Origin of the sequence: Halobellus sp. H-GB7 (assembly GCF_030848585.1) — an archaeon.
GTDB lineage: Archaea > Halobacteriota > Halobacteria > Halobacteriales > Haloferacaceae > Haloquadratum > Haloquadratum inordinatus.
Window position 1 is genome coordinate 58,450 of the sequence record NZ_JAVDDW010000006.1, and the last position, 14,426, is coordinate 72,875.

Annotated in this window: 7 protein-coding genes; 5 read left to right on the forward strand and 2 right to left on the reverse strand. The window is 59.6% G+C overall.

What is annotated here, in order from left to right:
* Positions 1–177: 177 nt before the first annotated feature.
* Positions 178–4,974, reverse strand: a complete 4,797-nt coding sequence (locus RBH22_RS11560) for a DEAD/DEAH box helicase family protein (protein WP_306677558.1) — start codon at positions 4,972–4,974, stop codon at positions 178–180.
* A gap of 149 nt (positions 4,975–5,123) precedes the next feature.
* On the reverse strand, positions 5,124–6,689 hold the full coding sequence (locus tag RBH22_RS11565) for an AAA family ATPase (protein ID WP_306677559.1): 1,566 nt from the start codon (positions 6,687–6,689) through the stop codon (positions 5,124–5,126).
* A 318-nt stretch (positions 6,690–7,007) separates the two neighbouring features.
* Between RBH22_RS11565 and RBH22_RS11570 the strand changes: the two genes are divergently transcribed.
* The 5 genes from RBH22_RS11570 (at position 7,008) to RBH22_RS11590 (ending at position 14,353) form a co-directional block, all read left to right on the forward strand.
* A complete protein-coding gene (locus RBH22_RS11570; protein ID WP_306677560.1) occupies positions 7,008–9,122 on the forward strand; it encodes a VWA domain-containing protein in 2,115 nt (704 codons plus the stop codon).
* Complete coding sequence (locus RBH22_RS11575) at positions 9,122–10,897, forward strand: HEAT repeat domain-containing protein (protein WP_306677561.1); 1,776 nt, start codon at positions 9,122–9,124, stop codon at positions 10,895–10,897. The genes RBH22_RS11570 and RBH22_RS11575 overlap by 1 nt, the downstream gene beginning before the upstream one ends.
* 85 nt (positions 10,898–10,982) lie before the next feature.
* Positions 10,983–12,833: an ADP-ribosylglycohydrolase family protein gene (locus RBH22_RS11580; protein ID WP_306677562.1), complete on the forward strand. Its 1,851-nt coding sequence runs from the start codon at positions 10,983–10,985 to the stop codon at positions 12,831–12,833.
* A 3-nt stretch (positions 12,834–12,836) separates the two neighbouring features.
* Positions 12,837–13,310, forward strand: a complete 474-nt coding sequence (locus tag RBH22_RS11585) for a hypothetical protein (RefSeq protein WP_211611397.1) — start codon at positions 12,837–12,839, stop codon at positions 13,308–13,310.
* Positions 13,310–14,353 (forward strand): hypothetical protein, encoded by a 1,044-nt coding sequence (locus RBH22_RS11590; RefSeq protein WP_306677563.1) that lies wholly within the window; start codon positions 13,310–13,312, stop codon positions 14,351–14,353. Before RBH22_RS11585 ends, RBH22_RS11590 begins: the two co-directional genes overlap by 1 nt.
* Positions 14,354–14,426 lie beyond the last annotated feature (73 nt).

The window sequence follows — 14,426 nt, forward strand, 5'->3', positions numbered from 1 at the left end:
ATCTGAGGCAGACCGAGGCATCAGTTTTGGGCAGGCCAGAGATCAAAATCTGCAGGACTCATGAAAAGCGGATTGATTCTCAACCCCTACTTTGCCCTCTATGCAGGATGGATTTAATACCAAATGACTGTCTCGAATATGACGAACTTACGACACAAGGTTGTCTCGCAGGTCGCGTTATCGTGAATTCGCTTCTACCGGTGGCCGTGGCCCACATTCGATCGCCGTAAGGTCTCTCGTGCTATCGAGTAGTCGGTGTACCTCGCCATCGCTCTCCCAGACTGTCCCTCTGGCCTCACGCAGGATATACCAGGTATCGACTTCCCACTCAATCTCGAGCTCGTGTTTTTGCCAGACTTTGAGCTCGAACTCTTTGCCGTTGAGATCGGCGACCAGATACCGGCCATCTACACGATCTGACCGCGTCCGTTTCTTTTCTTTCACCTGGACTGCAATCGAAGACGGAAGCCGACTGTTCCCGGGGATGTCCTCCCAGGTGAGAATGGAATCCCTGTCACCATTCAATACGGGCGATGAATTCGATTCTTCTCTTGTATCGGGAGATGGATCGGACTCAGCCGTCTCGTTCGTCGACTCTTCGCTCGCACCAATCAGAGAGGTTGCTTCCGTCCACGATCCAAAGAAGTTGGAGTACATTCCCGCGGAGACTCGCCCGTGATGGTTCATCTCCGTCGTTTTCGGCATATGTCCGAGTTCGTCACGAACACGTCGGAGTTCCTCAAGGAGTCGCTCTCGCTTGTCGATCCCCGCAGCTTCCAGCGCTCCATCCCACGAGCCGAATTCTTGGAGACAGTCATACGATTTGTACGCACCGTCAGAATCCATCTCCGACGCGTACGGCACGAGGTGCTCACCGTCATCAAGACGCTGAATCTCGTCGATGAGTGCCTGCCGGGATGGTCCAGAATCTGGGGTGGGCGTAGTGGCGCTGTCGTCAGGCTGATCGTGGGGTTCATCGGTCGAATCGTGGGCTTGCGATTCCGGTTCGGAATCTTCCCCGCTGGCGAAGTCAGCGGCTTCGCGCGCTGCAGTTATCGTCCCAAACTCGTCGGCATACATTCCGGAGCTGTATCGACTGTGTTCGTCGATCTGAGTGGTCGACGGGACCTCTCCGATTTCAGCAGCAACACGCTCCAGTTCAGTGAGAAGCGACTCCCCGCGATCGATACCGGCAGCGTCCAGTGCATCGTTCCACGATCCGAACTCTCGATAATACTCGTGAGTCGAGTACGATCCTTGATCGTCCATCTCGGGTGCCTTTGGGGCGCCACCGAGGTCCTCTGTCAAGGTCTGGAGCTCGTCGATGAGATCGTCCCGCGTGGGTCGTTGGCTATCACTTCTCGAGGATTGCTCAGTGGTCGCTGTCTCGGTCTCAGTACTCGATTTCTCCTCTGTCCCACTGCTGTCGCGTTCCGCCGCAAGAGCCTCCTCAAGTTTCGCATGGAGTTGTTTGGCTTCCACCACCGAGGAACTCCATTTCTCATCTGAGGCGGACAGCACCGCCTCAAGCTTCGACTTCGCCTCACGGTACTGCTGCTGTGCTCGATCTTCTTCGCCGTTTATCGAGGCTGTCCGCGCATCACTGACGAGTCGCTGTGCCTCTGTGAGCGATTCCTCGAATCGCACCTGCCGGTCAGCTCTCTCGAGACAGGTGTTGGTGAACTCCACACCGGCTTCCGCCCTGGCTGTGTCAAGATCGTACCGCTCGCCCCAGTCCACAGCGGATTCGAACCGCGCCTTGGTTGCGTCCAACACGGTCTCAACTGTAGTGAACCCATTACTGGTCGCGACGACGTCGCAGCATTCGAGGAGCCGCTCGCCTGCGGCACACCGTTCCTCGTACGCAGCGATGCGAACGTATCTCGCAGCATCTTCGAGATCGGTATTGGTACCGTCGGGGATTGTGAGCGTCTGGTCCTCCGTCTGGATTCGGATTGTGCGATGCTTCCAGAAGAGTTGGCCGGCCTGCTGAACATCGACACTCGTGACGTCCTCGTGGCGGATCTGGATCGCTTGATTCTCAGGATCATTCCCGACGACGCAGAGCACCCGCGTGGGGGTGATTACAGTAATCGCCCGATACCCGTTTAGATCTGGCAACTGCTGGCCGGTGTAGTCCGGAGCTTGGCGCTTCGATGCCAGCAGGAAGATTACCTCTTCGCCATTCAGCAGGTAGGTTTGGAGCGATCGCTGGTGTAGATAGCCTGTCGAGAAGAGGCCACCGTCGCCCGTGCTCGTCAGGAGGGTTTCGTCGAGGGATGCGTCTGTGTCAGGGTCGACTTGCAGCCGTCTCGAAATAGCGCTGGGCGGCTCACCCACTCCCAGCACGTCAAACACGCTGGCACTCCCAACCGCCTCATCGCTGCCGGCCTCCTCCTCGATCTCAGGAACCTGTGGATCCGACTCGGTTTCTGTCGATTCAGAACTGGGTGGCTCCGGCGAATCAGGGCCTTGAGACGAAGTTGTCTCTTCATGTGATTCGTCGTCTTCTGACGTCGACGATGGTGACTTCTGCTCCGATGTATCGCTCTCCCCACTTATGCTCTCATCAGCTGACTTGCCGTCGGTCGGTGTTTCTTCTTGATTGGTGGTAGCTCCTTCTTGTGACTGCTGGCCCGACGACGCCTCCTCAGAGAGCGCGCTTAACGATGCTGTCAATAGCTCATCCAACTCCGTCGGTCGCTCTCGATAGATGGGGAAAAGCCACCAGACGCGCTGGAGGCCTTCGACGGAGAGGGCTTCCGAGTCACGGAGTGTTTCCATCGCGGCTTCCCAGTCATCCTGCGCCACTCGTTCCCCCTCCAGCCATAACTCATCCAGCAGAATTTCTGTCGCTTCGACGGTCAGTTCATCAAGCAACTGTTCCAGATTGACGTTCCCCTGAACGGTCTCTACCTCGAGATCCTCAAGCAGATCTCGGGCCCAGAGTTCGTGTCCCCGCTGTTCGGCGCGTTCCAGCAATTCGGCGTCGACGCCGGCCTCTTCGATGATCGGCTGTACCCCAATCGTCTCCCCCAGCTCCCGCACCCAGTTGAGCTCCTGCACATACTCCTTCGAGTCCAGCCCCTCAATGTAGTTCTCGTCGGGCATGGCGATGAAATGGTGGAAGTGGGGCCGCTGATCGCCGTGTTTGCGGAGGACCCGTCCCATCCGCTGTACGAGCTGAAGCTTCGTTTTGGTCCCCGCGACGTTGATGCCGACTTCCGCATCCGGGACGTCAATCCCCTCGTCCAGCATCTTAGGAGAGACGAGTACGCCATTCTCGCATTTCCCGAACTTGTTGATGTTACGTTGGACCGTCTCGTTGTTCTTCTTGGAGGAGGTCTCAAGCTGGCTGTGTGCCCGATAGACGTGATCGGACACCTCCCCGAGTTGGTCTGCGATTTCGTCAGCCGTGTCGATGTCCATCGCGAAGATGACGAGCTTGACAGGCTGGTCTGGGTCTTCGAGATAGTCCTTCGCCAGTTCGATCGCCTCTTCGATCTTCGGCTGTGATCGGTGGCGGATCCAGGTTCGCGAATGAATCGTCGCCTGGAGGTTCGACCATTCATCGGGTATGTCCTCGTCGTCGAAGACCATCGACGCAGCCTCGTGTGCGCGAATGAAGTCCCCGAGGTCTTCGAGTTCGGTAAACGGGACAGGAATCTGTTTGAGAATCCGCTTGGTTGCTGTCGACCGCCGGATATGCTTGAATTGGTCGGAGATCGACTCTGTTGCCTCATCCCACTCTTCCCGTTCGTAAGGGTCGAGCGGCGTTGGGTGTACAGTCCAGTCGAATTCGGGTATGATTCCGTCGCGACGAGCGTCCTCGACCCCATACGTGTGGACGACATCACCCAACAGCTCGGTAAGCTGCTCTCGTTTCAGCTCACCGTCGTCGCCGATCGTTGCTGAAAGGCCCATCGCAGCCCGATAGTTTGGTCTGTCGATGGCAGCCCCGTACCCATCTAAATTAGAGTAGTGGTGTACTTCGTCGTAGATGACGAGATCATACTGGTCGGCGAGATCACGGTCGTATCGTGGCAGGAGGGACTGTGCAGTATAGAACTCCACTTCTCCACTACTAAACGATACGCGGTCTGCCTGTTCACCCGTCTGTCCGGCAGGCATCGGGAGGCCAAGCTTCTCCTGTATCTCCTGCTCCCACTGCTTGAGGATCGCATTCGAATGGGCGACGATCATGATTTTCGCATCGTCAGTTCGTGGTTCGTGGTCGGGGTCCTCTGGAAGGACGCCGCAGCATTCGGCGATGGCGGCGATTCCAGCCACAGTTTTCCCTGTGGCCGTTGCCATCTCGAGAATTCCGTGTCGGCCGTTGTCCAGCCACTTGTTGAGGCCTTCCTCTTGGTTATCCCAGAGGGAGACCATCAGGACAGGCCGATGCAGGCGGGACATGGCCGCATCTTTACTCATGCTGCCCAGCGAATCGGCTTCGTCAAGGAGGGCTGTCAGGAGTTCTGAATCTGACAGTGCTTCTTGCTGGGCGGCGGTCACGAACAGCTCCAACAGATAGAGACCGCCACCACTCCCAATATGAGAGACGTCTAGCGCACTCGGATCGAAGCCAAGCTGTCGCAGTCGTTTGAGAAGGACCGTTTCTGCAGGCTTCGAAATCACACCTGTTTGCGCTGACCGCTGTGCGGGGAGGTTCTGATTTAACGATACAATGTCCTCTCGGAATCCGTGGAATCTGTCTCGATTCGTCTCGATGGGTTCCGTATCGACGATGCCCTGAATGCGGTCCGTAATGAATCCTGCAAATAAGCTGCTGTAATATTTTTCTAAGAATTTCCATTCGATCGGATCAACAGGCCCCTCATATCGGGGCATCGTGACCTTATTTGCGACCTCATCATCTAATCGAATGAGTTGCTCTATGGACGGTAGATCAGCGAGGACGTCGGACTGGTATTCGTCGAAAAAGTCGTAGTCGTAATCAACCAGTCCACCCATTCGTCTCACCTATTCCCTATCAATCGTATGAATGTTTTCGTGAGGAACACGCTTTGTCGTCTCCCGGTACCTCGCCCCATCACGACTTCCATCAGGGGCGGCAACCGACAGGTCCCTCGTTCCGTTCTCACAACCGATTAGGTAGCGACCTAGCATAGGAGCAAGTACAACCAGTACGGAAGTTGGATGATTCCCTCTCCGAGATCCTCAATAGGTTGTCTGCCTCGAACCGTATCACCAGCGAGGATGAATCCAAGTGGCACGTCGTACGCTTCTTTGAATTCTCGAACGGCTTCGAGTGACTCCTCACGCTCGCGTGACTGATACGCTAGCCCGATCGGGACGGGGGTTCCGTCCACCTCGAAGACGAAGTCGACCTCACCCTCTCGCCCACGCCAGTACTGGACGGTGGGCGTCTCGTCATTGCCCTGGATGGCGTTGATCCCATAGGCGAACCGCATCGTGTGGTCGAACGCCGCGACGCGGGCTAGGTCGGCCTCGCGGTCAAAATCGTTGCGGACGGTCGAGGCGTCGCCGTCGGCGAGCGCGGTCACCAGCCCTGTGTCACGGAGGTAGAGTCGCACCGACCGGGGGCGGCTATTGTCGTACTCGGTAACGCCGGTCAACAGGTACAGCTCTGCCAGCGCGGGAAGATAGCTATCGGCGATCGTCCGCCGGTCGACGTCGAACAGTTCGACGAGGTCCTGATACCGGAACGGCTCAGCCCCCCGGTTTCGGGCGGCGAGCGCGCAGAGGCGTTCAAGATCTGCGATCGTCTGAATCGATTCGAAGCCGGGGACCTCCTGGTAGAGGGCATCGCGAACGTCCTCGCGCAGCTGCGCGTAGTCATCTACCGTCAGGTCTGCTGCCGACTCGGCGGCGCCGTCAAGGTCGTAGCTGATGGTCCCGCCCATTGCGAGGTAGTCGACGACCTGTGACTGGATGCGTCGTTCGACGTCTGCAACCTTTTCGTACTTCTGCCGAAGCTCTGCGACGAGTGACCCGATCTCGCCACTCTGGAGAGCCGCTGGCAGGCTGTTCTCCCCGGTTCGCAGAGAGGTGGGGCTCACGCGAGTGTCTTCTTCCTCAAGATCTGGATACAGCGTGAAGAGGTAGTCCCGGAACTTCTCGGGGAGAATGGGCTGGATATCGTAGTCTTCGGCCGGCATCGCGACGCTTTCGAGTTCCCGTTCGACTTGAATGCCGGCGCTGGCGGTCACGACGACGTGTCGTCCCGGGACGTCCTCGAGCAATTCTGCGACGGGGACGCCCCACCCGTCGATGGTCGGCTTGTTCGGATGCTCGATCTGGTGGGCGTCGTCGATCAGGATGAAATGTGGGTGGTCCGCCTTGATGCGGCCGAGAACCCTGCTCTCGTAGTACCGAACTGCGCGTCGCAGCTGTTCGTCCGATTGGAGTTGGTAGAGCGGGTCGGCGTCGAAGGGAAGATAGAGGAATCGTTCCGGATCGTCGCCAGCCTCGATGCGATGGTGAATGAACTGGTGGAGGAGCGTGGTTTTCCCGACGCCCCGCCGTCCAACGAGGGCGAGAAGTGGTTGGTCCTCGAACTGGCTGCCGGACTCGTCGGGACGGGCGAGATGATAGAAATCGCTCTTTTGCCGTGCCGGGAGTGAGAATGCTTCTGTCCCGTGTTCCCACCACGGATTATGGTCGTGAAGCGCCCGGACGAGAGCGTCACCAGCGTCGATAGGCATGGGTTTGTTGACTAACCCACGAATCCCTTCGCAATGATTGTTTCGACTCAATACTCGACAGTATAGAGACGGTTACTTACTAATAATCCATCTTCCAGAGTATAGTACCCTACCAAACACGCTACAAAGGACACTATGGTGGGTCTTTTCTCTCTAATATCTGCTCTACCTTGCTCATTGGCGAAGCATTTATCACATCTTGGCGCACACTGATGAGTGTGAAGGTGGATAAAGACGCATCGTAATGATGGTTACTCCCCCTTCGTTTCCGGGGCGAGCGCACACACTGTCGTCAACCACCCGTTGGCTGTCCGGGGAATGGCAAGCCACACAGACACCATGGATACGATGTACGCGGACATAGAGGACGGGAAGCGTCACGATATCGCAGTCGAATTCATAACTCGGCGAACCATCGACTGCGACGGAGAACACGTCCACCGCTTGCTGGTCGCCGATCAATCGGGGAAGCAGTTCACGGTACTCGCCACGCCTGACAGCGAGGCACTCCTGGGCCTGAAAACCGGGGATACCCACCGTATCTCGGGACTGCTGGGGGCCGCCCCTGTCACCACAGCGGACGACATCGGGGCTGAGTGCCCTGACTGCGGGGGACGGCTTCGACCGGGACAGGTCGTCGACGCAGCTGGAGCAGCCGTCACGCAAGTCGCGTCACAGCTCTCCCTCGACGAACCGTTCGGGATCATCGATGCCAGAGCGAACGTCCGTCGCGTTCGTGAGGGCCGCTCGCTCGTCGACGACTGGACGCCGATGGACGACGACAGGTCGGTCACCCCTCCCGATTACGTCTGTGAGTCCTGTGGGCGCCACGTCGACGCGTACGAACTTCGGGAGACTGCCGAGGCCGATCAGATGCTCGAAAATCAGGTGATGGAGAGTGCATCACCGGCGCCAGCAAGTGCGGACATGGCGAGCCCGGAGACGGTCGGACTCGCCGCTGGCGGGGCGAAAGACGTGGCCAACTTTCGGGAAAACGTCGCGAACGGGTATACGCCACAGCCGGAGGCGATCAGCGACGAGGGGCTGTTCTACGACTATCACTTTGAGACGGGCACGCGGACCGAATCGGAGGCCCTGTTCGCGCCGCGCTACGCGGCTGCCGTGAGCGACCACCCGATCAGTGGGGAGACCGAGCGCTACCTATCGGTGGGGCTGGATTCGACGCTCTCGGTCGACGAGTTCGAGCGGCCGCGGCTGGATCTCGTCGCTGTCCTCGACGTCTCCGGGTCGATGGACAGCTCCTTCGACGCGTACTACTACGACGAACACGGGCGCAAGCGCGAGGCCGAGGACGATGCGGCGACGAAACTCGAAGCGGCGACGCAGTCGCTGTGTGCGCTTACCGAGCAGCTCCACGACGAGGACCGCCTGGGTGTCGTCCTCTACAACCACCGCGCCCACGTCGCGAAACCTCTCCGTGATGTCGGAACGACGGACATGCCGGCGATCCGGCGCCACATTCGCGAGATCGCTGCTGGCGGCAGTACGAACCTCGCGGACGGGTTCGAGGCGGCCGTAGACATGTTGGTCGACGGGATACCCAGTCCTGACGTCGAGCGCCGTGTCGTCTTCATGACCGATATGATGCCAAATACGGGGACGACGGGGAACAGCGAACTCACGCAGCTGTTCGCGGACGCGGCCGCCGAGGGTGTCCACACGACGTTCATTGGCATGGGGCTGGACGCGAATGCGGAGCTGGCGGACACCTTGTCGGGCATCCGCGGGGCGAACCACTACTTCATCCACTCGGCCACGGAGTTCGAGCGTCGACTGGGCGAGGAGTTCGACTACATGGTCACCCCGCTGGTGTACGACCTGAACCTCGACCTCGACGCAGACGGCTACGATATCGAGGCCGTTCACGGGTCGCCGTCCGCGGACGCTGCGACCGACCGCCTGATGCACGTCGGGACGCTGTTTCCCTCCGCAAAGCAGGATGGCGAGGCTCGGGGCGGCGTCGTCCTCGTCCGCCTCGAGCAGACGAGCTCGGACGCCGATTTCGATCTGGTCGCCTCGTGGACGGAACGGGACGGTGGCGAGTACACCGAGCGCGTTACCGTCGACGTTCCCGACGAGTCCAGCACATACGCCCATGAGGGCGTCCGGAAGGCCGTCGCGCTGGCCAGGTACGCTCGCGAACTCCGGACGTGGGCAGCTGACCTCCACGACCGCGCTAACGCCGCGACTGGCGTCGACGACTGGTTGCTCCCCGACCAGCGCGGCCAGCACGAGCGCGAGTCCGTGCCGTTGGTCGTTCCTGATCGATATACCGAGGGGTTCGACCAGCTTCGCAGCTACCTCGCAGATGAGATGGAGGCTGTGGATGATGAGTCGATGCAGCAGGAGGTGGAACTCCTGGAAACACTGTGTCAGCAGGCGCCCGCGACGCCGCGCGAGGTGAGTGACTAATGCTCGTGTTCGCGTTCGACCGTGACTGGACTGTCGACGTGAATCCACATCCCCGCCACGACGCCGTCCCACTGGAGTGGGTGCGTCATCTCGCGCACGATACGCCGCACGCGGTCTACGCTATCGGGAATCAGACGCTGGCCGAGGAGGCCGCAATTCCGGGTGTCGTCGACATCGTCGGCCGCCACCCCGACGACTGGGACGAGTGGCTCGGCGAGAAACAGCCCGATGGTCGGTACGAGCAGTTCCCACTCCGGCGCGAGCGGCTATCACTCATCGCCGACCTGCACCCGGACGCGGACGGCTACGTCGTTGTCGACGACCTCGATCTGAGTGATGTCGACGGGTGGGAGCACTACCACGCTTGGGAGTTCGTTCCCGCGGTCGAACGGGGAGACATCCATCCCGACCTCCCATGGGTTCGTGACCTAATGACCGACGGTGGACTGCCGACGTCTGCCGGAATCATGCCTGCGAACGCGTCGATGCTGTCGTCGTTTCTCGACGACCACGCCGATGCGCCCGGATTCGAACTCACGTACATCGACGATGGGGCCGAACGAACGCAGCTGTGCCACGACGTCTCCATTCACGCGGTGACACTCGAACGCCCCTCGGCAGCGCCGGCGCTCCAGTGCACGCCGCTCGCCCCCGATAGTGACCAATTCACCGTTTCCGTCGACGCAATCGAGTTGCTCTCCTTGGTCGATCCCCCACCGAATCTGTACACGGCGGGCGCAGAGACGCCTGCCGAGGAGGCAACTGGGCTCCGCCGGCTCGCCGATGTGCATCCAGAGGCGGTCCGTATCTCATCGATCCTCGCGCTTCTGGACCGCGAAGACGTTGATCTGTTCCGGGAAAAGGACGCAGTCCAGGCACTCCGTCGGGTGGCGGCAGTGCGCCCAGAGGACTGTACGCCGGCGATTCCAATCCTTCGGTCACTATTGGCACGTGACGAGCTACCCGCTCGGGCCGACGTGCTGGCCACTCTCCGCGCCATTGGTGATGCCGATCCGAGGGCGATCGCTCCGCTCACCGACGAACTCGTACCGGATCTGCAGTCGAACATTGTCTCCGTCAGGCGTGAAGCGACCAGATGTATCGCCGCGATTGCTGAGGAAAACCCCGAGGATGCTGTGGACGCCGTACCGTCGCTTGCAACGATCATTGAGGACGACGCCGACGGCCTCCAGTACGCGGTGTACGCACTCTCGCGGATCACGCGCGAGTATCCGGAGGAAGTCAAACCGGTCGCCGAGACACTTGGAGAAGTCACCCTCCGTGACTCGTTGTCCGACAGCGTTCGGCTGAACGCGACCGCTGGGCTTGGACGGATCGTGGGCGAGTACCCGAGTATCGCCGTCGAGATCGTCGACGACGTTGCGACCCTGTTCGACGCCGACAACCCCAAGCTCCGGAACAACGCGATCGGACTAATCGGCGACGTGGCGATCGTTCACACCGACGTGGTTGAACCATACACCGAGGAGATCACCGCATTGCTGACGGTCGAGGACACCTACACGCGAATCAATGCGAGCGGTGCTCTTAGCCGCGTAGCCGAGGACTTCCCGGATTCGGTCGAACACGTCACGCCGACGTTCGTGGATTTGCTGTCGGACGAGAACCCGCTCGTCCGTGAGAACGCTTGCTGGGCACTTGGGCACCTCTGTGCTCGAGACGCGACCTCGGCCCTGGAAAACCGAGCACACGGTGATGACAATGCCGATGTCCGTACAAGGGCATCGTGGGCGCTCGCCCAGATCAACGAATGAGGCTGGTCTCGACATTCCGCTTGCTGACTCGGTTCGGAGAGTTCGCTAGTGCAGAATTATACGAGAGGGAGGATATCGTAATTCCATGACAATTGAACGTAACGCAGAGGGGTGTCTCCTAGGGCTGGCCTGTGGTGACGCACTAGGTCGACCGGTCGAATTCAAGAGCGCCGAGGAGATCGCATCCCAGCACGGCGAAGTAACGGAGATGCTCGGTCACGGCACACACGGCCAGCCACCGGGGACGATCACTGACGACACTGAGATGGCACTTTGTATCGCGGAGAGTCTCGTTGACCGCCGCGGGTTCGGTCCGGCCGATGTGGCGGATCGGTTCGTCGACTGGCTCGATTCTGACCCGTTCGATATTGGACTGATGACGCGCGATTCCCTGTCCCGGATCAGACAGGGAACGTCGTGGGACGACGCTGGCGCGGACGTCTGGGAATCGCGGCCCGAGGGATCCAACGCCGGCAACGGGAGCGTGATGCGGTGTGCGCCATATGCGATTGTGTTTCGGCACTTCGATGCGGAACTCACCCAGGTCAGTCAGCTTTCGTCGGCGATCACACATGCCGACCCGCGCTGCAGGTGGGGCTGTGTGATTCTCAACCGAACGCTCGCAAACCTGATTCGCGACGAACGCGACCCGCTCGGAACCGCGCTCAAGAATACCTATTCAGCTCCAGACGAACTTCGAACGGCACTCACGCAGGTGCAGGAAGTCGTTACTGGTGACCACGATTCGGCAGCGTTCGAAGCCCAGCTTGCGACCTCAGGATACGTCGTCGACTCGCTCCAGGCTGGGCTCTACTATGGTTTGACCGCTGAGTCCGCCGAAACAGCGATCGTTCAGGCGGTGAACAGCGGTGGCGACACGGACACTGTCGGTGCGATCGCCGGCGCTGTCGCTGGTGCTCGATTCGGATCGACTGACATACCGGATCGATGGACCGAAGAGATCGAGGAAGCTAGCCGCCTCAAGCGATTAGCACAGCGATTGCTGACGATCCGGATGCAGATTCCCGGCAGGGGATACACGACTATGGATGACGGGACGCTCGTTTTCAAGGAACGGACCATCGAGGGACCTGCGTACATTTCCGCTCGTGAATTTCAGGAGGCGACTATCGGACACCGTCCTCATCCCGCGCCACATCGCACTATCAGAACGGCGTACCATGAGCTGACGCCAGCGACGGCTGCGATGCTCGACTGGGAACGGCGAGCGTACGCGGTCGACAGTGGTCGATGTTCCACCTACGCTGGCCCACAGATCGACCTCGATGAGGAACCGGACTTCTCGCAGCCGACGCTCGTCCCTATGCCACAGTATCCGTTCGTCGACGCCTTCGATGAACTTCCCGAACAAGACCAGCAACGAATCAAGCGTGACGGGCAGGCAGCAGCGGACGCGTTCGTTCGGGCGTACGCGGCGTTCGCAGGAATTCGGCACTCGATAACCGAAACCGAGACCGAAACAGTCGGCATCGAACGCATGGATCCGATTGCCGGGGCGACGCGAGTGCTAGTCGGCACGTTCGCCGACGCCGGCGAAGCACTGTTGCGAAGCAACGAGAGCGGTGGCTACGACTCGCCAGCGGAGATCGAAGCAGCCTTCGATATCTCGGTCGCTGAGGGGGTCATTGCTGACCACCCACGCGCCGTCTACGATGTTGCCGAAATCTTCCCGCAATTAGCAAGCGGTACGGGTGCTATTCTGGATTACCTCACGCAGCTTCGCCCCCCGCAGCAGCAACAGACGTTGACGGACACCAGTCCAGAGGATCAACTTACGGACCTCCACGATACGGCCCACACGATGGTCGGAGAACTCCACGTCATGTACGAATCGCTTCGACGAGTAGCAGTCCGGCATCCGGAGATCGAGCACGAGCAATGGCAAGCCAGTACCGCTCAGTCGGGGGGTCGCTGAGCAATGGTCGATGCGTGGCTCACAACCATGAGCACGAACCTGGAGGCGGTCATTAATCCCCTGATCGCAGCCTGTGAAGAGGGATTCCTCCCTGACGAACTGTACGTGCTGGATAATCCTGGCGTCGGTGACCAGTTCGACGACATCACGTCTATGATGGAGCGTGTGGTCGTCGAATACGGCGGTGAGGACCCGGACCTTTCCGTGACGCACCTTGAGACGGAGACTGATTTTCAGGGTATCGTCGAGCACTTCCGTGAACCGATTGCCCAGATACAGGATGAGGGGGGTACGGCGGCGGTTGACGTCACTCCCGGTCGAAAGTTTATGTCGGCGATCGCGTTTCAGGCGGGGATTCAGTTCGAGGCCGACCACGTCTTCTATCTCTACGTCTCGAACAACCGCTTCTACGGTCGTTTGTACCCCGATGTCCCCAGACCTGTTGTCGAACTCGTCGACTTCCAGGAGGTCTTCTAATGCAGCTTGCTCGCCACCACATCACGCATCTCCTCAACGCGCTGTACACGGAGGGCATTACGTCGGTTAGTGTTCGGCACCCGTGTGAGGAGATCGGAGAACTCCTCGAAATCGACCTTTCCGATCCCGTCGCAACCACGGTCCGATTCACGCAGGGCGCGCTCACGTACCAGGATTCCCGCGAGGAAATCCACACGACGTACGGCGAACAGGCATACGACGACCTGCCTGACAAGGATACCTACATCCGAGCGCTCGTTGCTGGTGGCCTCGTCGACATCGCAAATCGCGAGGACGTGGAGACGTTCTTCCGTCGACAGGGACATCCTGACCTTGACGCCGGCCATCAGCCCGTGGCCCTGGGCATCGATACGAACCTCCTCGCCTGGCGGATGCCGGATGTGCTCCGACTGGATCCGGAGCGATACAGTGACGACAAGGGACGAAACCCAGTCAATGGCTTTGCCCTCGCGACGGGTATCTACGAGGAACTCAACTGGCATTACAATCACTACGAGACGCGAGCCCTCGAGGATGCGTTCGGCTCCGAGTTCGCGCGGCTGGACAATCAGCCGGCTGGGGCGAATCGTGAAGGGTTCCTCGGGCTCTATGAGTACCGCCGTCTCCGCGACCATCGGTATGCGGATACGATTGAGAGTGAAACGGGCGACGAAGCCATCGTGGATGCCTACGCGGAGTACGACCAAGATAGTCGAAAGCGAGTAATTCTCCTTAGCAACGACCACGGGTTCGTCGAGCTGGCCCGTGAGGAAGGGGTACTCGCGCAACATGTGAGCTTCCCAGTTGATATTCCACGGAAGGTGACCGTTACATGGGACGAACTGCAGGATGCGCTTTACACGCTCTCAGTGCTGTTCGGCGTTCTGCGACTCCCAAAGGTAACACTATACGGGGTGTGGAACGGCAAATCTGGGGAGGATTGGCAACGCCGGCGTCTGGATGTCGATTGTCGAAGCGAGAACGTTCGTGAGAAACTGCGACGTGATCGTGCAGTCACAGCTGAATACGAGGCGACGAAATGAGCTGTCAGTCGCAGAATTGTCGGCGGTCACTGTGATTTCCGGCGACGACCGCAGCGAGGAATACACTGGCTAG